We start from the raw sequence: 26963 nt of genomic DNA on the forward strand, positions 1-26963 counted from the left end.
TCCCCCGCCACAGACTGCCACTTGGCGTCCGTGCGGGGGAAGGCGGCCGGGGCGGCGCGCCCCGGAGTGGCTCGGCGGGAGCCTCAGTGGTCGTCCCAGTGGTCGCCGTGCGCCGCGTGCCGGTGGCCGTCGTGGACGTAGTCGACGTGGTCGCCGTGCAGCACCGAGGCGTGCCCGCAGCCCTCGCCGTGCCGGTGGTCGTGCCCCTCGTGGACGGAGTGCTCGTCCGCCTCGCACTCGTCCCAGTGGCCGGAGTGCAGGCGGTGCATGTGCCCGTCGTGCGCGTAGTCGACGTGGTCGCCGTGCGGCACCTCGGGGTGTCCGCAGGCGGGGCCGTGGATGTGCTCGTGAACGGGGTGTTCGTGGTGGAGCGTGGTCATGGCGCGTGCACCTTCTGTGGGGGCGGGGGGAGGGGAGTGACCCTCTCAGGCTAGTACTCGATGCCGCTTTGATGGGGATATGGAAGCCTTGTTGATGTTTCCACCACCGGACGGCCCCGGACGGCCCAGGACGATCACCGGACCGCCACCGCACCGCTGCCCCACAAGGGCGAACCCACGAAGGCACTCCCATGAAGCCGACCTCATGAAGGCGATCAGCTACCGCCGGTACGGCGGCCCCGAAGTCCTCGAGTACGGCGATGTGCGCGACCCCAAGGTCGGCCCCGACTCCGTGCTGGTGAAAGTCCGCGCCGCGTCGGTGAACCCCGTCGACTGGAAGTGCATGGCCGGACACCTCGACGGCATCCTCGACCCCGTTTTCCCGGTGATCCCGGGCTGGGACGTCGCGGGCGTCGTGGTACAGCCGGGCGCCTCGGTCCCGGAGTACGTGGTGGGCGACGAGGTCATCGGCTACGTGCGCGAGGACTTCCTCTCGCGCGGCACCTTCGCCGAGTACGTCGCGGCCCCCGTACGCACCCTGGCCCGCAAACCGCGCAACCTCACCTTCGAGGAGGCCTCCGGCCTGCCGCTCGCCGGTCTCACCGCCTATCAGGTGATGGTCAAGACGCTCGCGGTGACGGAGGGCGACGTCGTGCTCGTGCACGCGGCGGCCGGCGGCGTCGGCTCCATCGCCGTCCAGCTGGCCCGGCACGCGGGCGCCCGCGTCATCGGCACCGCGAGCGAACGCAACCACGACTTCCTGCGCGAGATCGGCGCCGAACCGGTGACCTACGGCGACGGTCTGGCCGAGCGCGTACGCGCCCTCGCCCCGGAGGGCGTCGACGCCGCCTTCGACACGGTCGGCGGCGACACCCTCAAGGTGTCGGCCGAACTCCTCGCGCCCGGCGGCCGTCTCGCCTCGATCGCGGACGGCGCGGTCATCGGCCTCGGCGGCCACTACTGCTTCGTGCGCCCGGACGCCGACGACCTCCAGCGCCTGACGCAGCTCGTGGAGCAGGACGTCGTCACGGTCCATGTCTCCGAGACGTTCCCGCTGGAGCGGGCGGCGGACGCGTACCGCCTGAACGCGGAGGGCCGTACCCGGGGCAAGATCGTCGTCACCGTGGACTGGACGGCAGACGACGGCCCGGCCAAGCACTGACGGCGGCCTTCTCCCGGGCCGGGCCGGGCCGGGCTGGGCTGGGCCGGGTTGGGCTGGGCCGGGTTGGGCCGCTCAGAACACCATGGCCGTCGCGCACGCCGCGAGCGCCATCGTGCACAGGGCGGCCGTCGCCGCGGCCCGCGCCGGAAGCCGGGGCGGCCTGCCGCTGGCGGCGAGCTCGGTCATCCTGCGGTGCGCCACGACCAGGAAACCGAGCCACAGGAGCAGGCAGAGGGCGCAGGCGACGACGGACAGGGCAGTGGTGCCCTCCTGGAGGGCGGCCCGCGCCGCGAGGACGGCCGCGACGGTGCAGGACAGCGTCGTACGCCGCCACGCGAGGCGCGTGCGCTCCGGCTGCAGCCCCGGATCGCGGACCTGGACCGGGGCCTGGTCCGTCACCCCTCCCACCCGAAGAGCACGACGACGACCATGGCGAGCGCCACGACCGCGACGGTCACGCTCAGGACGGTCGGGAAGCGCGAGACCGGCAGATCCTCGCCGCGCCGCATGGCCCGCTCGCAGCGCACCCAGTGGTTGACCGCGCGCAAGGAGCTGAGCACGCCCGCGGCGAGCAGGGCGAGGGCGAGCCCGATGCGCCACCCCCAGCGCAGGTCGGGCAGGAACTGGTCCACCGCGAAACCGCCGCCGATGAGGGCGAGCGCGGTGCGCAGCCAGGCGAGGAAGGTGCGCTCGTTGGCGAGCGAGAAGCGGTAGTCGGGGGTGTCGCCCTCGTCGCGGATCCGCTCGGGCGCGAACCACAGACGCAGGCTCTGTACGAAGTTGCTCACTCGCCGCACCCTAACCCGCCCTAACCTGCGCGGAACTCCCGCAGCCGCTCGTACGCCGCGAGCCCGTCCGGCACCCACGCCCACTCGCCGAGCCGACGCTCCAGCTCCTCGTCGGTGAGGAAGGCGTGCCAGGCGACCTCCTCGACCTGCGGGTCCACCGGCAGGTCGCAGCGCACTTCGTAGAGGTACGACCACCAGGTGTGCCCCGCACCGTCGTCGTACAGGAACTTGAACAGGGGCGTGGGGCGCGGCAGTCCGTGGACCCCGAGCTCCTCCTCCGCCTCGCGCAGGGCGGCGTCGTCGTAGGACTCGCCGGCCCCGACGACACCGCCGACGAACATGTCGTACATCGAGGGGAAGACCAGCTTGACGGGCGTGCGCCGGTGCACGAAGACGCGGCCCTCGGCGTCCCGTGCCTGGATGAACACGCAACGGTGGCGCAGGCCCCGCGCGTACGCCTCACCGCGCGGGGCCTCGCCGACGACCTCGTCGTTCTCGTCGACGATGTCCAGGATCTCTTCACTGGGGTCGGGCACGGGCCGGCTGTTCGTCGTCATGCCGGCCATCCAACCTCACTGCCCCATGACGTACTTCACGGTGGGTCCCGCGGTCCAGCCGCCGTCGACGGCGAGCTCGGCGCCGGTCACGTACGAGGCGGCGTCCGAGAGCAGGAAGACCATGGCGCCCGCGATCTCGTGCGGCTCGCCGACCCGGCCCATCGGGGTGTTGGGGTACTTGCCCTCGCCCTTCTCGATGCCCACCTGCGCGGTCATCGGGGTGTACGTCATGCCCGGGTGGACGGAGTTGACGCGGATGCGGGCGGTGCCGAGCTCCACGGCGCCGATCTTGGTGAGGCCGCGGACGCCCCACTTGGACGCGCCGTAACCGGCGGTGAGCGCGAGGCCCATGAGTCCGGCCGCGGACGAGATGTTGACGATGGAGCCGCCGCCGGCCTCCTTCATGGCAGGGATGACGCTCTTCATGCCGATGAAGACGCCGGTGAGGTTGATGTCGAGGACCTTGCGGAAGTGCTCGACCGACTCCGACTCCAGGAACTGGCCCGTGGATATACCGGCGTTGTTGACCAGGCCGTGCACCCCGCCGAACTCGGTCACCGCGAGCTCCACGACGCGCTGCCAGTCCTCCTCCGACGTCACGTCGTGATGCGCGAAGCGGGCGCGCTCGCCGAGCTCGGCGGCGGTGACCTCGCCCTCCTTGTCGAGGACGTCGGTCAGGACGACGTTCGCACCGGCGGCGACCGCCTGGCGGGCGGCCTCCGCGCCGAGGCCGCGGGCGGCTCCGGTGATGACGACGGTCTTGCCGGTGAGGTCGTGCGCTTCACTCATGGTTCTCTCCGCGATGTGGGGCCCGTAGCAGGGCCGTGGTGGTCTCGACGAGATCCGCGAGGAACAGCGGTTCGCCGGTCAGGGGGGTGACGCCGGCCAGGTACTGGCCCGCGCGGTCGGACATGGCGGCGCCGACGAGGGTGAGGGCCAGGTCGATGCGCTCCAGGCGGAGCGGTTCCGGGAGGGCGGTGAGGCAGTCCTCGACGCGGCCGATCAGCTCCCAGTAGACGGTGCCGTCGAGGGTCGGGTGCGGGGTGCGGGTGCGGACGCCGCTCTCGTGGCTGAGCTGGGCGGAGACGCGCAGACAGCGCAGGCCCCGCTCGGTGCGCAGCTCGGAGGCCTCGGCTGCCACGAGGGCGTGCAGGAGCCCGCGCAGTCCGTCGGGGGCCTGTGCGAGCCCGGCGGCCAGCACCTTCTCCGTACGGGTCTGGCGCTCGGCCATGACGGCGTCCAGGAGGCCCGCCCGGCTGCCGAAGTGGTACTGCACCGCGGAGGGGTTGCTCTGCCCCGCGAGCCGCACTATGTCGCGCAGCTGTGCGCCGTGCACGCCCTGTGCGGCGAACACTTCCTCGCCCGCGCGGATCAGCTTCTCGCGGGTCTCGGGTCCTGAGGTCCTCGGCATGGTCCCATTGTAATGCTGGCCATTATTAAAGGCGAGGCGGTCACCTGTGGTGCCGCCCCAGGCCCCGCTGCCCAGATGCCGGAGGGCCAGGATCCGCGGCCGGTCCGGCGCTCGATGACGAACTCGGCGGAGCCGGTGACGACGGTGCGCACGGCCCAGGGGCCCGTAATCGCTCCCCGGTCCTCGGCATCGCCGGATGCGACCCCAGCAGCACGATCCCGCCCACGATGGCCGCGAGACCGGTCGCCTGCCACGCGAGCGCCCCCGCGTCCATCCTCAGCTGGTCCCCCAGGAACCCCACCCCGCACGCGATCCCGGCCAGCGGCTGCGCGGCGGTCAGCGCGGGCAGCGACATCCGCAGCGGCGCCGTCTCGAACGCGCTCTGCACCAGGAGCAGCCCCGTCACCCCGAGCACGAGCACCGCGTACGGCTGCCACCCCGTGAGCAGCGCGAGCCAGCCCTCCTCGGAGAGCCGCCCCCCACTCACCCGGGTCAGCGCGTCCTGCACGCCGTAGAGCAGCCCCGCCGCCACGCCGAGCAGCACGGGCCCGGCGGTGAACCGGTGCCGGGACCCCTTCGCGTACACCGTGAGGAGCATCGCGGAGCCCACCATCACGCCGATGATCAGCCACTGCCGCAGCGGATCCGACTCGGCGTCCCCGCCCCGCGGCTCACCCGCCACGATGAACGCGGTGACCCCGCCCGCGAGCAGCACGAGCCCCGACCAGCCCTGACGCCCCAGGGGCTGCTTGGTGCGATGGCGGGAGAGGGTGAGCGCGAAGAGCAGGTTCGTGGCCAGCAGCGGCTCCACCAGGGACACCTCGCCCTGGCCGAGCGCGAGCGCGCCGAGGACCATGCCGCACACCATGAGGCCGATCCCGCCGAGCCACTCCGGCACCCGCACCAGATCGAGCAGCAGCCGCGGCGAGAGGAAGTCGCTCAGCGGGGCGCGCTGCGCCGCGTCCTGCTGGAACACGAAGCCGAAGCCCAGGCAGCAGGCGGCCGACACGGAGAGGACGAGGACCAGAACCGACACGTCGTACCTCAGGACGGGAGAGGGCTCGATGCGGGCCAGGGGGCGGGGATTCGGCGGGTACCCGGCCGACGATAGTCCTCCCCGGGATGCTCCGCTCCACGAGTCACCCCGGCCGGACGGTTGACGCCGGTCACTTCGCTGCCCAGGATCTGACTCACCAGTAAGCCCCTGCTTAGGAGGAACCCCCGGATGGCCTACGACGCAGACGTCATCGTGATCGGCGCGGGCCTCTCGGGCCTCGCCGCCACCGCGGAACTCGTCGACGCGGGCCGCCGGGTCATCCTCATCGACCAGGAACCCGAGCAGTCGCTCGGCGGCCAGGCCCACTGGTCCTTCGGCGGGCTCTTCTTCGTCGACTCCCCGGAGCAGCGCAGGCTCCGCATCAAGGACTCGCACGCCCTGGCCCTCCAGGACTGGATGGGCACGGCCGCCTTCGACCGCCCCGAGGACCACTGGCCGCGCAAGTGGGCCGAGGCGTACGTCGACTTCGCGGCGGGCGAGAAGCGCTCCTGGCTGCACGGGCAGGGCGTGCGGTTCTTCCCCGTGGTGGGCTGGGCCGAACGCGGCGGCTACGACGCGCAGGGGCACGGCAACTCCGTGCCGCGCTTCCACATCACCTGGGGCACGGGCCCCGGCCTGGTCGCCCCCTTCGAGCGGCGCGTGCGCGAAGGCGTCGCCCGCGGCCTCGTCCAGCTCAAGTTCCGACACCGGGTCTCCGGGCTCTCCCGCAGCGCGGGCAGCGTCGACACCGTCAGCGGCGAGGTCCTCGAACCCTCCACCGCCGAGCGCGGCAAGCCCAGCAGCCGTGAGGTCGCCGGGCCCTTCGAGTTCAGGGCCCAGGCGGTGATCGTCACCTCCGGCGGCATCGGCGGCAACCACGACCTCGTCCGCGCCAACTGGCCCGAGCGGCTCGGCACGCCGCCCGAGCGGATGGTCTCCGGCGTGCCCGCGCACGTCGACGGGCGGATGCTCGGCATCACCGAGGAGGCCGGCGCCCGCCTCATCAACCGCGACCGCATGTGGCACTACACCGAGGGCATCCAGAACTGGAACCCCATCTGGGACAACCACGGCATCCGCATCCTGCCGGGCCCCTCCTCGCTCTGGCTCGACGCGCGCGGCGACCGGCTTCCCGTGCCGCTCTTCCCCGGCTTCGACACCCTCGGCACGCTCGAACACATCATGAAGTCCGGGTACGAATACACCTGGTTCGTGCTCAACCAGCGCATCATCGGCAAGGAGTTCACCCTCAGCGGCTCCGAGCAGAACCCCGACCTCACCGGCAAGTCCGTGCGCGGCGTCATCGACCGGGCGCGCGCAGACGTGGCCGCCCCGGTGAAGGCGTTCATGGACAACGGCGCCGACTTCGTCGTCGAGAAGGACCTCACCTCTCTGGTGCGCGGCATGAACGCCCTCACCAAGGAGCCCCTCATCGACGAGGCCGCGCTGCGCCGCACGATCACCGCGCGCGACCGCGAGATCGCCAACCCCTTCACCAAGGACCTCCAGGTCACCGCGATCCACGGCGCCCGCAAGTTCCTCGGTGACCGGCTCATCCGGGCCGCCGCCCCGCACCGCATCCTCGACCCCAAGGCGGGCCCGCTCGTCGCGGTGCGGCTCAACATCCTCACCCGCAAGACCCTCGGCGGCCTGGAGACCGACCTGTCCTCGCGCGTCCTGACCGAGGGCGGCGAACCGCTTCCCGGCGTGTACGCGGCCGGGGAGGCGGCCGGTTTCGGCGGCGGGGGAGTGCACGGTTACCGCTCGCTCGAAGGCACCTTCCTCGGCGGCTGCCTCTTCTCGGGGCGCACGGCGGGCCGCGCGGCCGCCAAGTCGGTGAGCTGAGAGGTGCGTTCGCCGCATCGCGGAATGATCGTCGCCGCTTGTCCGAATCGTGTCCTGATGCGCAACCTCGCAGGTCGGGGGTGAAGTCTGAGGATTCTGAAACGAGTTGGTGAAGAGCGGGATGTAGGCGGCCCTTGACTGGAGCGCCGCCTACCGCTTTGCTGTGCGTGATCATCCGCACGCGATCCGCGCCGGGGAGGAAGTCCCGCGGTGTCACCACCCCCACCCCCCTTGGGCCGTTCCCGCAAGCGGGCGGCCTACGCCTTCGACCCCGCACTCGACGACGCCGAACTCGTCGACGCCCGTACCGCCCTGGCCCAGGGCCGCTGGACCGAGGTCCGCGCGCTGCTCGCCGCCACCGGCGACGACTGGGACCGCAGGGGCCACCGGTTCGACGTACTCGCACAGGAGCACACCACCACCGCCTGGACCCGTGACTGGCGGATGGCCGAACCGGAGAGCACCGACGCCGCGGTGCTGCTCGCCTATGCCTCGGTGCACCTCGCGCTGCGCGGAAAGGGCCGCTCGGAGAAGGCGCGGGACGCCTGCCGCGAGGTGGCCGCGCTGCTGCCGGCCGACCCCACGCCCTGGCTCGCGCTGCTCACCCTGGAGCGTTCCCTGGGCCGCGAGGAGGACGTCGTCCGGCTCTTCGACGAGGTCCGCCACCGGCACCCCGGGCACCACCACGCCCACCACCTGATGGTGGCCAGGCTCGCCGAGCGGCGCCCCGCAGCGGGCCAGGACCCGCTGCACGAGGTGTACGACTTCGCCGCGTGGGCCGCTGAACAGGCGCCCGATGATTCGCCGTTGGCGGTGCTGCCCGTCATCGCGCACGCCGAGCGCTACCGCGTCCTCGCCGCCGCGGGCAGCGAGCCCGTCGACCCCGCGGCCTCCCAGCACTGGACGGGACGCAGGGCCCGCCAGGTCATGAAGGCCGCCTTCGACTGGTGGCTGGAGTGGGAGATGCCCGGGAGCCCCGGCAGCACGAGGCACCCGCGCTGCCGCGTCGACCTCAACTTCCTCGCCCACGCCAAGTTCTGCGAGGGCCGGGCCGCCGAGTCGGCCGCCCTCTTCCACCGCATCGGACGGCACGCGACCCGAGCCCCCTGGTCGTACCCCGACCGGGACCCGTACAAGGCGTTCACCGCCGCGCGCAGCGCCGCGCTCGGCGCCGCCTGACCCACCGCACCAACCGGCCCACTCCGAAAGGACAACCGCGCCATGGCGACGGGCAGTTCGAGCAGCACGAGCGACACGAGACCCGCGAGCACAGCCGCCGGGAGCGGGATCAGCACGTACAAGGGCGAGGAGACGGCGTTGCGGGCCGGCCGGCTCGGCACGGCGGGCCTGCTCCTGTCCGTCCTCGCGGCGACCGGGCCGCTCATGGTCGTCGCCGGTGTCATGCCCACCACATACGGCGTGATGGGCGTGGTCGGACAGCCGCTGCTCTTCCTCATCCTCGGCGTGGTCCTCGGTCTGTTCAGCTTCGGGTACGCCGAGATGAGCCGTCACGTCCACAACGCGGGCGCCTTCTACGCGTACATATCGAGGGGCCTCGGCGGCACCGCGGGCGCGGGCGCCTCGCTGGTCGCGCTCGTCGCCTACAGCGTCCTGCAGGCGGGCCTCTACGGCCTCCTCGGCTTCGAGGTCTCCGGGCTGCTCAACACCTACTTCGACGTCGAAGTCGCCTGGTGGATACCGGCACTTGTCACCGTCGCCCTCGTCGGCGTGCTCGCCTGGCTGAAGATCGACCTGAACGCGCGCGTGCTCGGCGTGCTGCTGCTCATCGAGGTGGCGCTCGTCGTCATCTTCGACATCGCGGCCATCGCGGACCCGGCCAAGGAAGGCCTGTCCCTGCACGCGTTCAACCCCGACACCCTCACGGGCGCGGGCGTCGCCACCTCGCTCTGCTTCTGCATCGCCGCCTTCACCGGCTTCGAGCAGGCTCCCGTGTACGCGGAGGAGACCAGCCGCCCGCAGGTCGTCGTCGCCCGCGTGATGTTCTTCGCGGTGGGCTTCGTCGCGATCTTCTTCGCGATCAGCTCCTGGGCGCTCACGGTCGCCGCCGGACCCTCGGGCATCGTCCCGGCCGCGCGGGAACAGAGCGCCGGGCTGCTCTTCGGGCTCACCGAGTCCCGGCTCGGCGGCACCTTCACCGACGTACTCCACGTCCTGTTCGTGACCGGCATGTTCGCGGCGATCCTCTCCTTCCACAACGTGGTCGCGCGGTACGCCTTCGCCATGGGCCGCGAGGGCCTGCTGCCCGCCACGTTCGGCAGGACCAACACCTCGACCGGCGCCCCCGGCACCGGCTCCCTGCTCCAGACGGTCATCTCCGTCCTGATCGTGGTGGCCTTCGCGGTGACCGACGACGGCGAGTTCGGCGACCCGACCGCCCCGGTCCTGCACCTGTTCACCTGGGGCGGCAACATCGGCGCCCTGGGCGTCATCCTCCTGATGGCCACCGCGTCCGTAGCCGTCATCGTCTTCTTCGTACGACGCGGCGCCGCGCGCGCCCAGGTCTGGCGCATCACCGCCTCCGCGCTCGCCGCGGCCGGCCTGCTCGTCATCGCGGGCTACACCGTCAAGGACTTCGACGTCCTGGTCGGCGCGGGCCCCGGCTCGGCGCTCAGCTGGGTGCTGCCCGGCATCATCCTGCTCGCCGCCGTGATCGGCCTGGTCTACGGCGCGGTCCTGCGCTCGACCAGGCCCGAGGCGCACGCGCGGATCGGCCTGGGCAACGAGGCGTTCCAGCTGGAGAAGGCGGCCGAGGAACCGTCCGGCCAGGTATGACGGAACGCTGACGGATGACCGCGGCCCCTGTACTCCGGGGGCCGCGGGTGCTCGAATCCAAGGGTGACAACCTCCCCGCGACACCCGCCCGAAGAGGACCGGGGCGGCGGCACGCCGGTCGGCCGCCGTCTGGTCCTGGGCATGCTCGGCCTCGGCGCCCTGGGCGTGGCCGCCGCGCCCCCGCTCCAGCGGGGCCTCGAATCCTTCCTGGGCGCCGCGTCCGACAAGGACCCCACGGGCCTGACGGACCTGCTCCCGAACGGCGGCGGCTTCCGCTACTACTCGGTGGCCGCGTCCGTCCCGCACAAGAGCGCGTCCACGTACCGTCTGAAGATCGACGGCCTGGTGGACCGCCCCACGACGTACTCCCTCGCCGAACTGCGCGCCCTGCCGCAGACCCGCATGGTGCGCGACGTCCAGTGCGTGACGGGCTGGCGGGTGCCGGACACGCCCTTCGAGGGCGTACGCCTCTCCCGGCTGCTGGACGCGGCCGGGGTACGCCCCACCGCCCGGGCCGTCCGCTTCACGTGCTTCGACGGGGCGTACAGCGAGAGCCTGACCCTGAAGCAGGCGCGCCGGGCGGACATGCTGGTGGCGCTGCGCATGCAGGACAAGGACCTGGGCCACAGCCACGGCGGCCCGGTCCGCCTCTATGCCGCCCCCATGTACTTCTACAAGTCGGCGAAGTGGCTCTCCGGGATCACGCTCACGGACGAGGTGGAGCCGGGTTACTGGGAGAAGCGCGGCTACGACGTCGACGCGTGGGTGGGTGATTCGAATGGCAGGGACGACAAGCCCACGGCCTGAAGTGTCCGCACGGGTCAGGAGGTTCAGCCCGGCGGAGCGGTGGGTGCACCGGATGACGGCACTCCTGATGCTGGTCTGCATCGGGACCGCGGCGTGCCTGTACATTCCGCAGCTCGCCGAGCTCGTGGGGCGCCGCGCGCTGGTGGTGACCGTCCACGAATGGTCGGGGCTGCTGCTCCCGGCCCCCTTCCTGGCGGGCCTCGCGTCCCGCGCCTTCCGCGGCGACCTGCGCCTCCTGAACCGCTTCGGCCCGTACGACCGGGCCTGGCTGCGGCGCCGCACCCGGCGGGCGGGCAAGTTCAACGCGGGCCAGAAGCTGTACGCGGGCTGGCTCGCCGGGGCGGTCCTGGTGATGCTGGGCACGGGCCTGCTGATGTGGTTCACGCACCTCGCCCCGCTGGCCTGGCGCACGGGAAGCACGTTCGTCCACGACTGGCTGGCCCTGGCAATCGGCGTGGTGATCGCCGGGCATGTGGGGATGGCATGGGCGGACCCGGAGGCGAGGCGGGGAATGCGGACCGGCTCGGTGGACCCGGAGTGGGCGGAACGGGAGCATCCGCTGTGGCGGAAGTAGACGCAAAAAGCCGGCCGGGCTGGAAGTGTCCAGCCCGGCCGGATACTTCCAGCCCGTCCGGCGTCTGAGGACGAACTCGGCGAAGCCGGTGATGAGGGCAGCCAAGGCCCCCGGCCGGCTAAATCACAAGCGACAGCAACAGCACCAGCCCGCCCGCGACGACGGAGATGATCGTCTCCATCACGGACCACGTCTTGATCGTCTGCCCCACGCTCAACCCGAAGTACTCCTTCACCAGCCAGAACCCCGCGTCGTTCACGTGCGAGAAGAACAGCGACCCCGCACCGATGGCGAGCACGAGCAGCGCCGTGTGCGCGGTGGACATGTCCGCGGCCAGCGGAGCGACGAGCCCCGCGGCCGAGATGGTGGCCACCGTCGCCGACCCCGTGGCGAGGCGGATCACCACGGCGATCAGCCACGCGAGGAGCAGCGCCGGGATCGACCAGTCCTTGGAGATGTCGAGGACCATCTGACCGACACCCGAGTCGATGAGGGTCTGCTTGAAGCCGCCACCCGCACCCACGATCATCAGCACACCGGCGATCGGCGCGAGCGACTTCTCGACGGTGGTCGAGAGGCGGTCCTTCGTGAAGCCGGCCGCGCGGCCCAGCGTGAACATGCCCACGATCACCGCGGTGAGCAGCGCGATCAGCGGTGAGCCGATGACGTCGAAGACGCGCTGCACCGTGTGGTCCGGGTTGTCCACGATGATGTCGACCAGGGCCTTGGCCAGCATCATCACGACGGGCAGCAGCACGGTCGCGATCGTCACGCCGAAGCCGGGACGCTTCTCCAGGTCCTCCGAAGGACGCTGCGGCATCATCTTCTCGGGGGCCGGGACGTCCACCCACTTCGCCGCGTACTTCGAGAAGACGGGACCGGCGATGATCACCGTGGGGATGGCGACGAGCACACCGAGGGCGAGGGTGACGCCCAGGTTCGCGTCCACCGCGTCGATCGCGACCAGCGGGCCGGGGTGCGGCGGAATGAGACCGTGCATCACGGACAGACCGGCGAGCGCCGGGATGCCGATTCGCATCAGCGAGTAGTTGCCGCGCTTGGCGACCATCAGGACGACCGGGATCAGCAGCACGATGCCGACCTCGAAGAAGAGCGGAAGGCCGATCACCGAGGCGATCAGGACCATCGCCCACGGCATCGCGCGCCCGCCCGCCTTGGCGAGGATCGTGTCGACGATCTGGTCCGCGCCGCCGGAGTCCGCGAGCAGCTTGCCGAGGATCGCGCCGAGCGCGATCAGCACACCCACGCCCGCGACCGTCGAACCGAGACCCGCCGTGAAGCTGGTGATCGCCTTGTCGAGCGGTGCGCCCGCGAAGGCGCCGAGGGCGAGCGACCCGATGGTCAGGGCCAGGAACGCGTGCAGCTTGAACTTCGTGATGAGCAGGACGATGACGGCGATGCCCGCGAGGACGGCGATACCCAGCTGGGCATGGCCAGCGGAAGTGATCGGCTCGACGGCGTCCGCTGCCAGCATCTCAACGCTGAGACTGGTCACGGTGTCTTCCTTGTACGTCAGGGGAGGGGGTGCGGGGGACGGGTTACTACTGGCCGAGCGCGCCCAGTGCCCGGAAGGCGCGCTCGCTGATCTCTTCCGGACCGCCGGTGACGTCGACGGCGACGCCCGCCTCGTCCGGGCCGAGCGGCTGGAGCGTGGCGAACTGGGAGTCGAGCAGGGCCGTCGGCATGAAATGGCCCTGCCGGTGGGACATCCGGTCCTCGATGAGGGCCCGGTCACCGGTGAGGTGGACGAAGACGATGCCGGGCGCGGCGGCCCGCAGCCGGTCGCGGTAGCTGCGCTTCAGCGCCGAGCTGCTGACCACACCGCCGAGCCCGGCCCTGCCGTGGGCCCAGGCGCCGATGGCATCGAGCCACGGCCAGCGGTCGTCGTCGGTCAGCGGGGTCCCGGCCGACATCTTGGCGATGTTCGCCGGGGGGTGGAAGTCGTCGCCCTCGGCGTACGGAACGCCGAGCTGTGCCGCGAGCAGGGGGCCGATCGTTGTCTTGCCGGTTCCTGCCACGCCCATCACCACGACGACGTGGGGGGTGCTCATCGCTGTCCTGCCTCGCTGTCCTCTTCGACATCGGTGTCACGAGCCACGGGCCGGGGGGAGACCCGTGGCTCGTTCACGTCACTGAAACCCATTAGGTCTGACGAATTCAAGAGTCTGTGACACAAAAGTCTGACTTTTTGTTCCCGTGGGTCCCCACATACCCTGACGACATGACCGATCAGGCCCGTGGGCTGCACGCTCGCGTACTGGAAAGCCTCGGGCCCGCCATCACCGGCGGCGAGTACCCGCCGGGCAGTGTGCTGCGTACGGACGAGCTGTCCCAGCGCTTCGAGGTGTCACGCTCGGTCGTGCGGGAAGCGGTGCGGGTCCTGGAGTCGATGCACCTCGTCGAGTCCCGCCGCCGGGTCGGCGTGACCGTGCGGCCCACCGAGGAGTGGAACGTCTACGACCCCCAGGTCATCCGGTGGCGCCTCGCCGGCGCCGACCGGCCGCGCCAGTTGCGCTCCCTCACGGTCCTTCGCTCGGCGATCGAACCGGCCGCCGCCGGGCTCGCCGCCCAGCACGCCACCCCCGAGCAGTGCGCGGCCCTCACCGAGTGCGCCCTCGGCATGGTCGCCACATCCCGCGGGCAGCAGCTCGAGGGCTACCTCTTCCACGACATCAACTTCCACCGCATCGTCCTGAACGCGTCGGGCAACGAGATGTTCGCCCGCCTGGGCGACGTCGTCGCGGAGGTCCTCGCGGGCCGCACCCACCACCAGGTCATGTTCGAGGACCCCGACCCGGCGGCCGTCACCCTGCACGTCAGGCTCGCGGAGGCGGTGCGCGAGGGCGACGCGGCCCGCGCCGAGGAGCTGACGCGGGAGATCGCGGTGGGGGCGCTGCACGAGCTGGACATCCTCGCCCCGTAGCGGGGGGACAGCGGCGGGGGACAGCGGTCCACGTGCGTCGGGGACAATGGTCCGCATGTCCCGACGCGCCCCCCGTCCCCGGTCCTGCCCCTGCGGCCACCCCGAGCCGTACGAGAAGTGCTGCGGCAGGCTGCACCGGGGCGAGGCCACGGCCGCCGTGCCCGAGGAGCTGATGCGCTCCCGCTACTGCGCCTTCGCCGTCGAGGACGAGGCGTACCTCCTGCGCACCTGGCACCCGCGCACCAGGCCGCCGCGCGTGGAATTCGACCCGGGGCTCCGCTGGGTCGGCCTGGAGATCCTGGACACGGCGGACGGCACCGCGTTCCACACCACCGGCACGGTCGAGTTCCGGGCCCGCTACACCGACGGGGGCCGCAAGGAGGCCCTGCACGAGCGGAGCCGTTTCGAGCGGCTCGACGGGGCCTGGGTGTACGTCGACGGCGCCTTCATCGACTAGCTCGCTGCCCAGCCCCTCACCCTGCCCCGCTCCGATGGCCCCGTCACGGACCGGCCATCGTCGCGCACCGCTCCTGGGGCCGGTGGGGGAGAAGACCCCAGAGGGACGTCGGGACGATCATCCGGGCCCTCCCGCACGGCAGCCCCAGGGCGCCCGACAGGCCCAAATACCGCCGCCCGCCTGCGTGTTCGACGCCCGGGAGGCGCCCCGCACATAGGCGGGAACGCGCGCTGCGGCCGTCCGGTATCGCCGCTAACGTCCTAGGCCCCAGGGCCCAGCACCCGCCCCGTATGCCTGCGTGCGAAGGAAGCGCCTGATGGCCGACACCGGACAGTACGAGCAGACCTACGAGCGCTACATGGGCGGCAGCCCCGAGGCGGAGCACCGCCTCTTCGAGCGCCTGGCCCGCGAAGTGATGAAGGTCCAGGCGAAGAACATGCGCACCAGCAGCGCCGGTTCCCTCGCGCGCACCCAGCACGCGAAACCCGCGCTCGGCGTGGAGAACGCCCGCCTCACCTTCAACGAGGACCTGCCGGAGGCCCTGCGCACCGGATTCGCCCGGCCCGGCGCCGAGTACGCGGCGACCGTGCGGCTCTCCAACGCCAGCGGCACCCGGCAGCCCGACGCCGTGGCCGATCTGCGCGGCGTCGCCGTACGCGTGACGGTGTCCGACGAGGAGAGCCACGACCTGCTCGCCACCAACTTCCCGGTGTCGCACGCCCGCGATGCCCGTGAGTTCGTCGCCTTCGCCAAGGCCATGGCGGGCGCGAACAACCCGCTGCAGAAGGCCTTCGGCCTGCTCGTGAAGCTCCCGCTCGCCGTCGGCCTCTCCACCGCCACCCGGATGCGGCGCAACATCCAGGCCGCCACCCGGCACAAGGTCGACAGCCTCGCCAAGGAGACGTACTGGAGCCGCGGTGCCATCCTCTGGGGCGAAGCGGGCCCTGTCCGCTACCTCCTGCGCCCCGTCGTGGGCAGCGCCCCCGAGCCGAGGCCCGAGCGCCGCGACCCCAACTTCCTGCACCGTGAAATCGCCCACCGCCTCGTCACGTCGGACGTCGCCTTCGACCTGTGCGTCCAGCGGTACGTGGACGAGCAGCGCACACCCATCGAGGACGGCTCGGTGGAGTGGAAGGACGCCATCACGCCCGCGGTGCCCGTCGGACGCCTCACCGTGCCACGCCAGGACCTGGCCACCGCAGAGGCGCAGGCGGCCGCGGGCCGGGTCGAGGAGCTCGCCTTCAACCCCTGGTACACGACCGACGACTTCCGCCCCCTAGGCAATCTCAACCGCGCCCGAAAGGCCGCGTACGAGGCGAGCGCCGCCCACCGCCAGGGCCTGCGCTTCACCACCGGGGAGCCGCTGCGCAACACGGTCCTCGGCATCCCGGTCGGCCGGTTCTTCGGCGCCCTCAACCGCTATGTGCCGTGGTACAGGCTGCCGTTGGAGCCGAGCCTGCTGAACCTGGTCTTCCTGCGCAAGGTGCTCCGGCGCCTCAACCTCATCGACACCGACGTCCACGAGGCACCGCCGAAGGCCGTCCGCGTACCGGCCCCGGCCGACGAGCGGCTGCGCACCGCCCGGTCGTACGACGGGACGTACAACGACCTCTCCGCGCCCTCCATGGGAGCCGTGGGCGCGGCCTTCGGACGCAACCTCAAGCCGGACTACCGCCCCGACCTCTTCGACACCCCGAACCCCGTCACCGTCAGCCGCCAACTCCTGGCGCGCGACACCTTCGTGCCCGCGACCTCGCTCAACATCCTGGCCGCCGCCTGGATCCAGTTCCAGGTCCACGACTGGGTCAACCACCGCCGCTACCCGGCGGGCACCAAGTCGGTCGAGGTCCCGCTGCCGCCCGGCAGCACCTGGCACAACACCCCGGGCGGCCCGCCCGAGAACGTCATGCGCTTCGCCGAGAACGAGGGCATCCCCCTGTCCGGCATCCCCGGCAACCAGCCGCCGATCCTCTTCGCCAACACCGCTTCCCACTGGTGGGACGGCTCCGAGGTGTACGGCGCGGACGAGCGCACCGCGAAGTTCCTGCGCGAGCCGGGCGGCAGCGCCGAACTGCGCCTGGAGGACGGCCACCTGCCCGCCGGCCAGAACGGCATCCCGCTCACCGGCTTCAGCGACAGCTGGTGGCTCGGCCTCAGCGCCATGCACACGCTCTTCGCCCGTGAACACAACGCGGTCTGCGCGGCGCTGCGCCGCGAGTACCCCGCGATGAGCGAGGACAGCATCTACCACACGGCACGCCTGGTGGTCTCCGCCCTCATCGCCAAGATCCACACGGTGGAGTGGACCCCGGCGATCCTCGCCACCGAGGCCATCGACCTCGGCCTGCACACCAACTGGGAGGGCCCGCCGGACAAGTGGCTCAACAAGCTGGGCCTGTGGCTCCTGGAGGCCCACTCGCTGACCGGCATCCCCAAGACACTGCCGGACCACCACGCGGCGCCGTACTCCCTCACCGAGGACTTCGTCACCGTCTACCGGATGCACCCGCTGATCCCCGACGACTACGAGATGCGCGAGCACCACTTCGGGCAGCGCCTGGAGAGCCTCGGCTTCCAGGACATCCAGGGCGGCGCGGCCGAGGCCGCCATCCGCAAGACGGGCCTCGCCGACACCCTCTACTCGTTCGGCATCGCCCACCCCGGCGCGATCACCCTGAACAACTTCCCGCGTGCGCTCCAGCGCTTCGAACGCGACGGCGAGATCATCGACCTCTCCGTCGTCGACCTCGTCCGCACCCGCAGGCGGGGCGTGCCGCGCTACAACGACTTCCGCGCGGGCCTGCACAAGTCGCGCATCCGCCGCTTCGAGGACCTGAGCCAGGACCCCGAGACCGTCGCGCGCCTCAAGGACGTCTACCGCTCGGTCGACGAGATCGACACCGTGGTCGGCCTGTTCGCCGAGAACCCGCCGACCGGCTTCGGCTTCAGCGACACGGCCTTCCGCATCTTCATCCTGATGGCCACCCGGCGCCTGCAGAGCGACCGCTTCCTGACCGTCGACTACCGCCCCGAGATCTACACGCCGCTCGGCATGGACTGGGTCGAGAAGGGCGGCATGAAGTCCGTGATCCAGCGGCACGCCCCGGATCTCGCCGGGCTGCTGCCCCGCAACGCGAGTGCGTTCGCGCCGTGGCGGCAGGTCAAGCCGGCGCGGGACGGTGGCAGCGATGCCACCGGGTGACGGCGGCGGGCCCGACAGCCGGGCGAACGGTCACCACCCCGGGCTCGCCGACCTCTTCGTACGTCCCCTCCTGGAGACGGTCTGGCGCCGCCGCACCCACCGGGTGAGCCAGGGCGCCACCGTCCCCGCGGGCTCGATGAGTTACGTCTCCGACAACGCCCCGCAGCCGCTGACCGAGCTGGAGGAGGCGGTCCTGATCGCCCTCACCGGCTGCACCGGGCTCACGATGCCCGACCGCCCCTTCGAGGACCCGCGGAACGGCAAGCCGATCATGGCGAAGCCGAACCTGACCATGGCGGGGCGGACGGCGGGCAGCCCCGACAACGCGCAGGGCACGCACTTCTTCCTGATCAACGACACCGGCACGTACTACCTGAGGAAGCTGCCGCCGGCGCCCGGGGAACCCTTCGACGACGCGACGCTGACCGCCCGCGCACGCGAGGCCAAGGTCAAGGTCCTCGACCACCGGCTCGACGTGGCCGAAGGGCTGCGGGACTTCCCGGCCTACCTGGACTCGAACCGCTTCCTGTCCAACCTGCCGGGCACGACGCTCCTGTTCCCGGTGGTGGACCTCTCCCACCAGTACATCAACGCCCTGATGTACCTGCTCACGCAGCCGGACGGGGCACGGCCCACGCTGGTGGACGACCGGAACTTCTACCGCCCCGCGGGCGTCAAGAAGTGGATCAAGAACGGGTTCCTGAACGAGAAGCTGAAGCTGCCCCTGGGTGCGCTCGGCCCGCTCCGCACCCAGATCGAGGCGGACCTGCTGCTCCAGAACCTGATGCTGGTGGCGGAGGCGATGGGCCTCGGCGCCTGGATCCACGCGTCCATCAACCCGCAGATCGCCCTGGGCGACCCGAAGTTCTCCCGCGCCTACGGCAGGATGCTCGGCTTCACCTTCGTCACCCCGCGCTGGCGCCCGGCCGACGTGTGGCGCTGGCACATCCCGCTCCCCAAGTACGCGAACGTGCGCTCGCACCCGGTGGGCCTCAAGGGCCCCGGCGGCGAACAGCTGATCTCCGCCATGTGCCCGCCCGCGTTCGCGTCGATGTCCGACGCGGTGGACACCGTCATCCGCGAGAAGTTCGGCCCCGGCGGCGTCTACGGCGACAAGGACGTGTTCACCCGCATCTACCGCGAGGACTACGGCCAGCGCTACCTCGCCGAGGCGAGCGAGTACGAGGAGCGGGTGATCGAGTGCGCCCGTGACATCTGCACGTACATCCTCCGGACGCACCGCCGCTTCCCCGCGCACACGGACGCGATCCACGTCCCCGGAATCTGGCTGCAGGCCCACCACGTGGAGAGCGCGTACTACGACAAGTACTTCACGCAGGGCCTCACCCCGGCACACCGCCGCCACGGCGGCCTGTGGGACGGCGAGACGTGAACCCGGCACAACGCGCGAGGAGCGGGCCGGGAATCCCGGCCCGCTCCTCGCGGTCTGTCTCTGTTACCTCTGTGTCCGAGGGGGGACTTGAACCCCCACGCCCGATAAAGGGCACTAGCACCTCAAGCTAGCGCGTCTGCCATTCCGCCACCCGGACCGGTGGTCTGTCGCGGTTTCCCGCGGCGACGTGGAAAACCATAGCAAACATTCGGGGGCCTCTGATCACACAGGTCAGGAGCGTGAACGGCGTATGACGGCGGGTGCCCGGCCTTGGGTGTCGGAGGGTGGACGCGGGAGGATGAGGAGGACCACCAGCAGCGATAGCGGGAGGAACCATCGTGAGCGAGCCGAGCAGGGCCGACAGGGCGGGCGAGGCGGACCGGTCGCGGCCCGTCACCGGTGAGGACGAGGTCGTCGATCTCTGCCGCGATCTGATCCGCATGGACACGAGCAACTACGGCGACCACTCGGGGCCGGGTGAGCGCAAGGCCGCCGAGTACATCGCGGAGAAGCTCGCCGAGGTGGGGCTCGAACCGCAGATCTTCGAGTCGCATCCCGGACGGGCCTCCACGGTGGCCCGCATCGAGGGCGAGGATCGCTCCCGGCCCGCGCTGCTCATCCACGGCCACACCGACGTCGTACCGGCGAACGCGCAGGACTGGACGCACCACCCCTTCTCCGGGGAGATCGCGGACGGCTGTGTGTGGGGCCGTGGCGCCGTCGACATGAAGGACATGGACGCGATGACCCTCGCGGTCGTCCGCGAGCGCATGCGCACCGGCCGCAAGCCCCCGCGCGACATCGTGCTCTCGTTCATGGCCGACGAGGAGGCCGGCGGCACGTACGGCGCGCGCTACCTCGTCGACAACCACCCGGAGCTCTTCGAGGGCGTCACGGAGGCCATCAGCGAGGTCGGCGGCTTCTCCTACCAGGTCAACGAGGACCTGCGGCTCTACCTCATCGAGACGGCCCAGAAGGGCATGCACTGGATGAAGCTGACCGTGGACGGCACCGCCGGTCACGGTTCGATGATCCACAAGGACAACGCCATCACCGAACTGTCCGAGGCCGTCGGCCGGTTGGGGCGGCACGAGTTCCCGGTACGGGTGACCAAGACCCTGCGGCACTTCCTGGACGAGCTCGGCGACGCCCTCGGCACCGAGCTCGACCCCGAGAACATGGACGCGACGCTCGCCAAGCTCGGCGGCATCGCCAAGCTCATCGGTGCCTCGCTGAAGAACACCGCCAACCCGACCCAGCTGGGTGCGGGCTACAAGGTCAACGTCATCCCGGGGCAGGCGACGGCGCACGTCGACGGCCGCTTCCTGCCGGGGTACGAGGAGGAGTTCCTCGCCGACCTGGACCGCATCCTCGGCCCGAACGTCAAGCGGACGGACGTGCACGCGGACAAGGCCCTGGAGACCACCTTCGACGGCGCGCTCGTCGACGCCATGCAGACGGCGCTGCAGGCCGAGGACCCGATCGCCCGCGCCGTGCCGTACATGCTCTCCGCGGGCACCGACGCCAAGTCCTTCGACGACCTCGGCATCCGCGGCTTCGGCTTCGCGCCGCTGAAGCTGCCGCCGGAGCTGGACTTCGCGGGCATGTTCCACGGTGTGGACGAGCGGGTGCCGGTGGACGGCCTGAAGTTCGGCGTGCGCGTGCTCGACCGGTTCATCGACGCGTCCTGAACGCCGGTCCGTACGCCCCTCCGTGCGCCGTTCGTGCCGCAAATGCGTGCTGAAACGAAACTCCAATAATCGTCAGCGCGTGCGTACTTGACTGAAAAGAGTGAAAGGGACCATACGCTCGTAGCCCCATTACCTCCTCCTCGTTACAGGTGGTGCGGTCCGCGGCTGGGATCGCATTGCCAACAAGGAGGAACAATGATCAAGAAGGTCGTCGCTGCTGCGGCTGCCACTGGTGGTCTCGTGCTCGCGGGTGCGGGTATCGCTGCTGCCGACGCCGGTGCCCAGGGTGCCGCCGTGAACTCCCCCGGCGTGCTCTCGGGCAATGTCGTTCAGGCGCCCATCCACGTGCCGGTGAACGTCTGTGGCAACACGGTCTCCGTGATCGGGCTGCTGAACCCCGCCTTCGGCAACACCTGCGCCAACGTCTGACGTTGTTGTGCCTCACCCCACGAGGGTCTGAGCCTGTCGGCCCCGGAGTGCGAGCCATGCACTCCGGGGCCTTCGGGCATTCCGTGTGCGCGCCCCGAGGCGCGTACGCATTCCTGAAGGTCATAAGGCAGGGAAAACCTATGCGACAGGTCACTCGTAAAGGCCTGATCACGGTGGCGGCCGCGACAGGCGTGCTCGCCATCAGCGGTGGATACGCGCAAGCCGACTCCGGCGCCCACGGGGGTGCGTCGAATTCTCCGGGCGTGCTGTCCGGCAACTCGGTGCAGTTGCCGGTCGACGTACCGGTGAACGTCTGCGGCAACAGCGTCAACGTCGTCGGGGTGCTCAACCCCACGGCCGGCAACCACTGTGCCAACACCTCCCACCACGGCGGCAGCGGCTCGCACAAGCCCTCGGGCGGCGGGGCCGCGGCGGACGGGCACACCAGTGACTCGCCCGGCGTCGCCTCGGGCAATGACGTCCAGCTCCCGGTCGACGCGCCGGTGAACGTCTGCGGCAACAGCGTCACCATCGGCGGACTCGGCAACGCGACCGCCGGAAACGAATGCGCCAACGAATCGGGCGGCGTGCCGCCGGGCGGCGGGAAGCCGCCCACGAAGCCGGAGCAGCCGCCGGGCGGCCCGGGGCAGCCCGAGACGCCGGGCAAGCCGGGCGAGCCGGGCAAACCGGGTGAACCTGGTAATCCGGTCCACCCCGAGCAGCCGGGGAAGCCCGGTACGCCGGGTGAGAAGCCGGTGGACGACAGGGCGATGCCGAACGAGCCGGGGGCGCAGAGTGTCGCGCAGCCCAAGGGCTCGGAGTCGCTGGCCCAGACGGGGAGCGAACTGCCGATGGGCGTCGTGCTGCCGGTGGGCGCGGGCATGCTGCTCGCGGGCACGGTGCTGTACCGAAGGACCCGGTCGGCCGCCTGATCAGCGTGCGCGGCACCGCTTGATCGGTAGGAACGGAGGGTGTCCCGCCTGGTCGGGGCACCCTCCCTTCCCGTTCTCACCTCACCAAGTGGCCCGCAGCTGGCGGATGATCCGCCGCTTCAGCCGCACCCTGCGGCTGCCGTCAGCGTGCAGGCTCAGACGGTCCAACTCCCAGTGTCCGTACTCCGCGTGGTCCGTCAGCAGGCGCGTTGCTTCCTTGCGGGTGACCCCGCGTGGGACATACACGTCGACAAATTCGTATTCCGGCATCGCATCTATTGTGCAAGTACGGGCCCGGTACGGATAGCGTCTGCACTATGTCTGATGCTGCGCAGCCCACCGCTGCCGAGGTACGCGCCGCCGCCGAGGCGGTCAAGACCGCGCTCGACCGTCACCTTGCCGCGGTCGAACGCAGGTCGGGTGAGGACGACCCGGCCGTCTACGAAGCGTTCAACGAGCTGGCCGCCGCGGCCGAGGAGTACGACGAGCTTCTCTACGACCGCTATGACGAGGTCACCCCCTTCGAGATCCCCGGCTCGGACAGCGACGTGCTGCCGCCGTACCAGGGCCCGGAGGAGGCGAACGCGCTCAGCGTGCTGATCCGCAGGGACTACGCCGTCGCGGAGCCGCAGCGGCTCCTCGCGCAGGCCCAGCGGGTCGCGGACCTCGACGAGGGAACGGCGGGCGAGAGTCCCGCCGCCGCGGCGGCGGGCAGCAGTGTGCATGCCGCGCTCGGCGTCCTCTTCGGTGAGTTCGAGCCGGACGAGATCGCCTCCCGGCACAAGGAGTTCGGCCTGGAGGAGGGCGACTCCACGCTCTGGGTCACCGCGGCGGACGAGCCCGCCGAGCCGGGGGAGTGGCTCGACGCCCCCTTCGACCAGGCGGACCCGCACCGGGTCGTGTGCCGCTTCGACGTCAGCGCGGTCTTCGACGACGAGCCGGACGACGACGGCATCGACCCCGACGTCCATGTCCATGCGGATCCGGACGCCGTGGCGGTGCTGGAGGAGCTCGACGAGCTCGACGAAGCGGACGACGCCGACATCGCCGACATCGCCGACGTCAACGACCACCGAAGGCCGCTGGACGCGGATCGCTGACCTGCGGGGCGCAGCCGTCGCGGCTGCGCCCCGCCGCTCGTGTGCGTCCGGCTGCCCGGCTCACGCCGTGGCGGGCACCTGGGGGCGCAGCAGGGTCTGCAGGCGCGTCGTACGGGCCTTCGCGGGGATCTCCGCCACCGCGCGCGGCAGCGCCTGCTCCGCGCCCTGGACCACCGACAGGTGCCGCTCGCCGCGGCTGAACGCGGTGTAGACCCACGGCCTGCTCAGGGCCGCTGCCGCGTCGCCGGGCAGCACCACGACCGCCGCGGGCCAGCTCAGGCCGACGGCCTGGTGTGCGGTGAGCGCCCAGGCGTGCCGCACCATCTGCTCCACCTGCTCCTTCGGTACGACGACGGGGGCGCCGTCACACTCCAGGTGCAGCCCCTCCGCGTCGGCGCGCAGCACCCGGCCCAGGATCGTGCGTCCGGGCGCCGGTACGTGGGCGACGCGGTCGCCGGGGTCGAAGCCGCCGAACCGGCCGGGGCCGGGGTTCAACCGCTCCTTGAGCGCGGTGTTCAAGGCGCGGGTGCCCGCGGCGCCGCCGTGCCCCGGAGTGATCACCTGGGTGTCCTCCGGTGGCACCCCGATCGCCCGGGGCACCGAGTCCGCCACGAGCTGCACCGTCCGGTGGACCGCCTCGCCCGCGTCGCGGACCGGGACGATCACGACTTCCTTGCCCGGCGCCTCGACCTGGTTCAGCTCGCCGATGCCGATGCCGGAGACCAGCTCCCCGATGGGCCCGGGGTCGGGGACGCGGGAGACGACCTGGGGGCAGCAGCGCGCCGCGGTGAGGTCCGCGAAGACCCGGCCGGGGCCCGCCGACCACAGCACTCCCGGATCGCCGCTGAGCACCAGGCGGGCGCCGTCAGGGAGTGACTCCACCAGCATCGCGGCGGTCTCCACGTCCAGCTGCGGCGCGTCCAGGACCACCAGGAGGTCCAGGTCGAGTGCGCCGTCCCTGTCCCGTCCGGGGCCCTCCGCACCGGAGAGCAGCCCCGCCACGGTCGCGGCGCCCGCCCCGTCCGCGTCGGCGCCGACGAGCCCGGCGACGCGTCGGCGTCCCGCGGAGCTGTGCGTGGCCGCCCAGGCCCGCAGGCCGAGAGCGGCCGCGGCCCTCACCAGCGCGGCGGGCTCGGCGCGGGCCGCCTCGCCGCCGGTGTGCAGGACGAGACCGTGACCGGCCACCGCGCGGATCAGCTCGGCGGTGGAACCCGAGGACTCGCCCGCCGCGGACTCCCAGTCGGCGGCCCGCGGGACCGAACCCTCTTCCTTGGGCAGGGAATTGATCACCCGGGCGAGCCCGTCGGCGAGGCTTTCCTCCGCGAGGGCGTACTGCTCGAGGCCGACCAGGACGCGGACCGGCTGCTCGGTCTCCTCGCCCTCGCCGTCGCCGTCTTCCTGCACGGGGGCCGCGGGGGCCGGTGCGCCCGGCGTCTCGATGGCGTCCTGGAAGACCAGGATGTCGCCCTCCGCGATGGCGCTCTGCACCGCCGCGTCCGGATCGGGCACGGCGCGCTGCCCGAGCGCGGTGGTGAGCGCCGCCGCGTCCAGGGCCGTATGGCCCGCGACGGCCGCCTGCTCAAGGAGCCAGGTGGTGATCGCGCGTCCCCTGCGCTCGTCGTCGGGCCCGCACTCCGCGCCGAGCAGCGCCCGCGCGAATCCGTCGGCCTGCTCCGTGCGCACGCCACCGACCCGCAGCAACTGCCAGGGATCTTCGCGCAGTTGGATGTCCGCGCCCTCGCCGAGCACCGCGGCCGCGCGCGCGGCCAGGGTGGCGGGTGCGCCTCCGTCGGTGAGCACGGCACGGACCGCTTCCACGGCTTCGTCGCCTGGGCCGCCCGAGGTGGGCGCCGCGACGGGCTGAGGCTGTCGCACAGGCTCCCGCACGGCCCTGCGGGGCGCGGGTTCGGGCTCGCTGAAGGCGCTGACGACCGGCTTCTCGCCGCTCTCCACCGCGCGCACGGCGGCCAGCAGATCGGCGGCCGTGCCGCTGAGCTTGGCCCCGGCGTCCACCGGCCCCTGCTTGGCGGCCTTCCGCTCGGCGATCCGCTCCTGAAGCTCTCGCTGGGCAGCGATCTCCGCCTCGGTCTCCGACAGCTCCTTGCTCTCGGCGACAGCAGCTTCGCCTTCCACGGCGGCGTCAGGCCCGGTGGCATCCGGATCGGCCGCCTCAGGATCGGCGGAGCCCGCCGCTTCGGACGATCCGTCAGGGGCGGTGGCGGCTGTGGCGGTGTCGGTGGCGTGCTCGGCCTCCGGTGCCTGCGGCCCGGTTTCCTCCGGGGCGGCAGCCTCCGCTTCCTCCGCGGCAGCGGTTTCCGGCTCCGTACTCACAGCGTGCTCCAGTCCTGATCGGGGTAACGGTGCACGGGCGCCGACACGTCGTCGAGCGCCTGGCAGATCTCGTCAGGAAGACTAAGGGTCTCCACTGACAATGCGGCCGTGAGCTGCTGCGCGTTGCGCGCGCCGACGATCGGCGCGGTCACTCCGGGGCGGTCGCGCACCCAGGCGAGAGCGACCTGGAGCGGTGTGGCCGCGAGGCCGTCCGCCGCCGTGGCGAGCGCGTCGACGATGCGGCTCGCGGCGTCGTCGAGATAGGGCGCGACGAACGGCGCGAAGTGCTCCGAGCCACCGCGCGAGTCGGCCGGGGTGGAGTGGCGGTACTTCCCGGTGAGCACGCCGCGGCCGAGCGGCGACGAAGGAAGCAGCCCCACGCCGAGATCCATCGCGGCCGGCAGCAGCTCCCGTTCGACGCCCCGCTGCAGCAGCGAGTACTCCATCTGCGTGCTGGCCAGGCGGGTCCGGGTCCCCGGGGCGGCGAGCTGCCACGTCGCCGCCTTGGCGAGCTGCCAGCCGGAGAAGTTCGAGATGCCCGCATAGCGCGCCCGGCCGCTGCTGACGGCTATGTCCAGGGCCTGGAGCGTCTCGTCCAGGGGCGTGCTGGGGTCGAAGGCGTGCAGCTGCCACAGGTCCACGTAATCCGTGCCCAGGCGGGCGAGGGACGCGTCGAGCGCGGAGAGGAGGTGACCCCGTGAGCCGTCGAAGCGGCGGTCGGGATCGGGCACGCTGCCCGCCTTGGTCGCGATGACCAGGTCGCGCCGCGGCACGAGCCGTTCTATGAGTCGGCCGAGCAGGTACTCCGCCTCCCCGTCGCCGTACACATCGGCTGTGTCGACGAGGCTGCCGCCGGCTTCCCAGAACACCTTCAACAGATCGGCGGCGTCGCTCTCCTGGGTGTGCCCCCAGGTCAGGGTGCCGAGTCCGATCCGGGACACGCGAAGGCCGGTACGGCCGAGATGCCTCTGCTCCATGGGCGCTGAGATTACTGGCCGTCCTCCAGCGGCGTGAGGGGCTGTGGACAAACCTGGGACTGTGGAGAACCCGGCCACCCGGACCCTCGGCCCGCCCGCCTGCCGATGACGGTCCCCGGGGCCACGCGCTACAGTCCCCGGCACAGGGACGTTA

The 26963-nt window shown here is 71.6% G+C and carries 26 protein-coding genes and 1 tRNA gene; 14 read left to right on the plus strand and 13 right to left on the minus strand.

Annotated features, from left to right (window positions below; translation table 11 throughout):
• Positions 1-83: 83 nt before the first annotated feature.
• Positions 84-380, minus strand: a complete 297-nt coding sequence (locus OG302_RS32905; protein ID WP_371530095.1) for a hypothetical protein — start codon at positions 378-380, stop codon at positions 84-86.
• 205 nt (positions 381-585) lie between these two features.
• Between OG302_RS32905 and OG302_RS32910 the strand changes: the two genes are divergently transcribed.
• Positions 586-1542, plus strand: a complete 957-nt coding sequence (locus OG302_RS32910; protein WP_371530096.1) for an NADP-dependent oxidoreductase — start codon at positions 586-588, stop codon at positions 1540-1542.
• A gap of 72 nt (positions 1543-1614) precedes the next feature.
• Here OG302_RS32910 and OG302_RS32915 read toward each other — a convergent pair whose 3' ends face one another.
• Genes OG302_RS32915 through OG302_RS32940 form a run of 6 tightly spaced genes read right to left on the minus strand, consistent with a single transcriptional unit; the run spans position 1615 to position 5334 of the window.
• A complete protein-coding gene (locus OG302_RS32915) occupies positions 1615-1950 on the minus strand; it encodes a DUF202 domain-containing protein (protein ID WP_371530097.1) in 336 nt (111 codons plus the stop codon).
• Positions 1938-2330 (minus strand): YidH family protein, encoded by a 393-nt coding sequence (locus tag OG302_RS32920; protein ID WP_371530098.1) that lies wholly within the window; start codon positions 2328-2330, stop codon positions 1938-1940. The genes OG302_RS32915 and OG302_RS32920 overlap by 13 nt, the downstream gene beginning before the upstream one ends.
• Positions 2331-2350: 20 nt before the next feature.
• Positions 2351-2887, minus strand: a complete 537-nt coding sequence (locus tag OG302_RS32925) for an NUDIX domain-containing protein (protein WP_361834063.1) — start codon at positions 2885-2887, stop codon at positions 2351-2353.
• Positions 2888-2902: 15 nt separating this feature from the next.
• Complete coding sequence (locus tag OG302_RS32930) at positions 2903-3676, minus strand: glucose 1-dehydrogenase (protein ID WP_371530099.1); 774 nt, start codon at positions 3674-3676, stop codon at positions 2903-2905.
• Positions 3669-4298, minus strand: coding sequence for a TetR/AcrR family transcriptional regulator (locus OG302_RS32935; protein ID WP_371530100.1), 630 nt, complete (start codon positions 4296-4298; stop codon positions 3669-3671). The genes OG302_RS32930 and OG302_RS32935 overlap by 8 nt, the downstream gene beginning before the upstream one ends.
• Before the next feature lie 40 nt (positions 4299-4338).
• Positions 4339-5334 carry a DMT family transporter gene (locus OG302_RS32940; protein ID WP_371530101.1) on the minus strand — a complete coding sequence of 332 codons (996 nt, stop codon included), beginning with the start codon at positions 5332-5334 and terminating at the stop codon, positions 4339-4341.
• 189 nt (positions 5335-5523) lie between these two features.
• Here OG302_RS32940 and OG302_RS32945 point away from each other — a divergent pair, with 189 nt between their 5' ends.
• From OG302_RS32945 to OG302_RS32965, 5 genes are all read left to right on the plus strand, one after another.
• Positions 5524-7179, plus strand: coding sequence for an FAD-binding dehydrogenase (locus tag OG302_RS32945; protein ID WP_371530102.1), 1656 nt, complete (start codon positions 5524-5526; stop codon positions 7177-7179).
• Positions 7180-7389: 210 nt separating this feature from the next.
• Entirely contained in the window at positions 7390-8358 is a 969-nt protein-coding gene (locus OG302_RS32950; protein WP_371530103.1) for a hypothetical protein, read from the plus strand.
• Positions 8359-8400: 42 nt separating this feature from the next.
• A complete protein-coding gene (locus OG302_RS32955; RefSeq protein WP_371530104.1) occupies positions 8401-9972 on the plus strand; it encodes an APC family permease in 1572 nt (523 codons plus the stop codon).
• A gap of 141 nt (positions 9973-10113) precedes the next feature.
• The gene (locus tag OG302_RS32960; RefSeq protein ID WP_371750305.1) at positions 10114-10779 is read left to right on the plus strand and encodes a molybdopterin-dependent oxidoreductase; all 666 of its coding nucleotides are present in this window, start codon (positions 10114-10116) and stop codon (positions 10777-10779) included.
• A complete protein-coding gene (locus OG302_RS32965) occupies positions 10751-11353 on the plus strand; it encodes a cytochrome b/b6 domain-containing protein (RefSeq protein WP_371530105.1) in 603 nt (200 codons plus the stop codon). Before OG302_RS32960 ends, OG302_RS32965 begins: the two co-directional genes overlap by 29 nt.
• 118 nt (positions 11354-11471) lie before the next feature.
• On the opposite strand, the gene OG302_RS32970 is transcribed toward OG302_RS32965, so the two are convergent.
• Together OG302_RS32970 and OG302_RS32975 are read right to left on the minus strand one after the other, a co-directional pair.
• Positions 11472-12869, minus strand: a complete 1398-nt coding sequence (locus tag OG302_RS32970; RefSeq protein WP_371530106.1) for a gluconate:H+ symporter — start codon at positions 12867-12869, stop codon at positions 11472-11474.
• A 46-nt stretch (positions 12870-12915) separates the two neighbouring features.
• A complete protein-coding gene (locus OG302_RS32975; protein ID WP_361834080.1) occupies positions 12916-13425 on the minus strand; it encodes a gluconokinase in 510 nt (169 codons plus the stop codon).
• Positions 13426-13595: 170 nt separating this feature from the next.
• Between OG302_RS32975 and OG302_RS32980 the strand changes: the two genes are divergently transcribed.
• The 4 genes from OG302_RS32980 (at position 13596) to OG302_RS32995 (ending at position 19349) form a co-directional block, all read left to right on the plus strand.
• The gene (locus OG302_RS32980; protein ID WP_371530107.1) at positions 13596-14297 is read left to right on the plus strand and encodes a FadR/GntR family transcriptional regulator; all 702 of its coding nucleotides are present in this window, start codon (positions 13596-13598) and stop codon (positions 14295-14297) included.
• 55 nt (positions 14298-14352) lie between these two features.
• Entirely contained in the window at positions 14353-14754 is a 402-nt protein-coding gene (locus OG302_RS32985) for a YchJ family protein (RefSeq protein WP_371530108.1), read from the plus strand.
• A 316-nt stretch (positions 14755-15070) separates the two neighbouring features.
• A complete protein-coding gene (locus tag OG302_RS32990) occupies positions 15071-17956 on the plus strand; it encodes a peroxidase family protein (protein ID WP_371530109.1) in 2886 nt (961 codons plus the stop codon).
• Complete coding sequence (locus OG302_RS32995) at positions 17943-19349, plus strand: hypothetical protein (RefSeq protein WP_371530110.1); 1407 nt, start codon at positions 17943-17945, stop codon at positions 19347-19349. The genes OG302_RS32990 and OG302_RS32995 overlap by 14 nt, the downstream gene beginning before the upstream one ends.
• Positions 19350-19421: 72 nt before the next feature.
• On the opposite strand, the gene OG302_RS33000 is transcribed toward OG302_RS32995, so the two are convergent.
• Positions 19422-19506 (minus strand) — tRNA-Leu (locus OG302_RS33000).
• 181 nt (positions 19507-19687) lie between these two features.
• Here OG302_RS33000 and OG302_RS33005 point away from each other — a divergent pair.
• From OG302_RS33005 to OG302_RS33015, 3 genes are all read left to right on the plus strand, one after another.
• Positions 19688-21040 (plus strand): M20/M25/M40 family metallo-hydrolase, encoded by a 1353-nt coding sequence (locus OG302_RS33005; protein WP_371530111.1) that lies wholly within the window; start codon positions 19688-19690, stop codon positions 21038-21040.
• Positions 21041-21235: 195 nt separating this feature from the next.
• Entirely contained in the window at positions 21236-21469 is a 234-nt protein-coding gene (gene chpH, locus OG302_RS33010; protein ID WP_371530112.1) for a chaplin ChpH, read from the plus strand.
• 140 nt (positions 21470-21609) lie between these two features.
• The gene (locus OG302_RS33015; protein ID WP_371530113.1) at positions 21610-22401 is read left to right on the plus strand and encodes a chaplin family protein; all 792 of its coding nucleotides are present in this window, start codon (positions 21610-21612) and stop codon (positions 22399-22401) included.
• Between the two features lie 81 nt (positions 22402-22482).
• Here OG302_RS33015 and OG302_RS33020 read toward each other — a convergent pair whose 3' ends face one another.
• Positions 22483-22671: a DUF5703 family protein gene (locus OG302_RS33020; RefSeq protein WP_190082655.1), complete on the minus strand. Its 189-nt coding sequence runs from the start codon at positions 22669-22671 to the stop codon at positions 22483-22485.
• Positions 22672-22718: 47 nt separating this feature from the next.
• Here OG302_RS33020 and OG302_RS33025 point away from each other — a divergent pair, with 47 nt between their 5' ends.
• Positions 22719-23501 carry a hypothetical protein gene (locus tag OG302_RS33025; RefSeq protein WP_371530114.1) on the plus strand — a complete coding sequence of 261 codons (783 nt, stop codon included), beginning with the start codon at positions 22719-22721 and terminating at the stop codon, positions 23499-23501.
• Positions 23502-23561: 60 nt separating this feature from the next.
• Here the strand turns inward: OG302_RS33025 and OG302_RS33030 are convergent, their stop codons facing one another.
• Together OG302_RS33030 and OG302_RS33035 are read right to left on the minus strand one after the other, a co-directional pair.
• Positions 23562-25832, minus strand: a complete 2271-nt coding sequence (locus tag OG302_RS33030) for a helix-hairpin-helix domain-containing protein (protein WP_371530115.1) — start codon at positions 25830-25832, stop codon at positions 23562-23564.
• Entirely contained in the window at positions 25829-26809 is a 981-nt protein-coding gene (locus OG302_RS33035) for an aldo/keto reductase (protein WP_371530116.1), read from the minus strand. Before OG302_RS33035 ends, OG302_RS33030 begins: the two co-directional genes overlap by 4 nt.
• Positions 26810-26963: the final 154 nt, after the last annotated feature.

The organism is Streptomyces sp. NBC_01283, from assembly GCF_041435335.1.
In the GTDB taxonomy this organism is placed as follows: domain Bacteria; phylum Actinomycetota; class Actinomycetes; order Streptomycetales; family Streptomycetaceae; genus Streptomyces.

Excerpts from the sequence above, each read along its gene's own strand:
- OG302_RS32905 (WP_371530095.1), bottom strand. The coding sequence starts at position 380 with ATGACCACGCTCCACCACGAACACCCCGTTCACGAGCACATCCACGGC.
- OG302_RS32985 (WP_371530108.1), top strand. The coding sequence starts at position 14,353 with ATGTCCCGACGCGCCCCCCGTCCCCGGTCCTGCCCCTGCGGCCACCCC.
- OG302_RS32955 (WP_371530104.1), top strand. The coding sequence starts at position 8,401 with ATGGCGACGGGCAGTTCGAGCAGCACGAGCGACACGAGACCCGCGAGC.
- chpH (WP_371530112.1), top strand. The coding sequence starts at position 21,236 with ATGATCAAGAAGGTCGTCGCTGCTGCGGCTGCCACTGGTGGTCTCGTG.
- OG302_RS33020 (WP_190082655.1), bottom strand. The coding sequence starts at position 22,671 with ATGCCGGAATACGAATTTGTCGACGTGTATGTCCCACGCGGGGTCACC.
- OG302_RS32995 (WP_371530110.1), top strand. The coding sequence starts at position 17,943 with ATGCCACCGGGTGACGGCGGCGGGCCCGACAGCCGGGCGAACGGTCAC.
- OG302_RS32935 (WP_371530100.1), bottom strand. The coding sequence starts at position 4,298 with ATGCCGAGGACCTCAGGACCCGAGACCCGCGAGAAGCTGATCCGCGCG.
- OG302_RS33015 (WP_371530113.1), top strand. The coding sequence starts at position 21,610 with ATGCGACAGGTCACTCGTAAAGGCCTGATCACGGTGGCGGCCGCGACA.
- OG302_RS32975 (WP_361834080.1), bottom strand. The coding sequence starts at position 13,425 with ATGAGCACCCCCCACGTCGTCGTGGTGATGGGCGTGGCAGGAACCGGC.
- OG302_RS32960 (WP_371750305.1), top strand. The coding sequence starts at position 10,114 with ATGCTCGGCCTCGGCGCCCTGGGCGTGGCCGCCGCGCCCCCGCTCCAG.
- OG302_RS32925 (WP_361834063.1), bottom strand. The coding sequence starts at position 2,887 with ATGACGACGAACAGCCGGCCCGTGCCCGACCCCAGTGAAGAGATCCTG.
- OG302_RS33025 (WP_371530114.1), top strand. The coding sequence starts at position 22,719 with ATGTCTGATGCTGCGCAGCCCACCGCTGCCGAGGTACGCGCCGCCGCC.
- OG302_RS32930 (WP_371530099.1), bottom strand. The coding sequence starts at position 3,676 with ATGAGTGAAGCGCACGACCTCACCGGCAAGACCGTCGTCATCACCGGA.
- OG302_RS32990 (WP_371530109.1), top strand. The coding sequence starts at position 15,071 with ATGGCCGACACCGGACAGTACGAGCAGACCTACGAGCGCTACATGGGC.
- OG302_RS32965 (WP_371530105.1), top strand. The coding sequence starts at position 10,751 with ATGGCAGGGACGACAAGCCCACGGCCTGAAGTGTCCGCACGGGTCAGG.
- OG302_RS33035 (WP_371530116.1), bottom strand. The coding sequence starts at position 26,809 with ATGGAGCAGAGGCATCTCGGCCGTACCGGCCTTCGCGTGTCCCGGATC.
- OG302_RS32910 (WP_371530096.1), top strand. The coding sequence starts at position 586 with ATGAAGGCGATCAGCTACCGCCGGTACGGCGGCCCCGAAGTCCTCGAG.
- OG302_RS32945 (WP_371530102.1), top strand. The coding sequence starts at position 5,524 with ATGGCCTACGACGCAGACGTCATCGTGATCGGCGCGGGCCTCTCGGGC.
- OG302_RS32980 (WP_371530107.1), top strand. The coding sequence starts at position 13,596 with ATGACCGATCAGGCCCGTGGGCTGCACGCTCGCGTACTGGAAAGCCTC.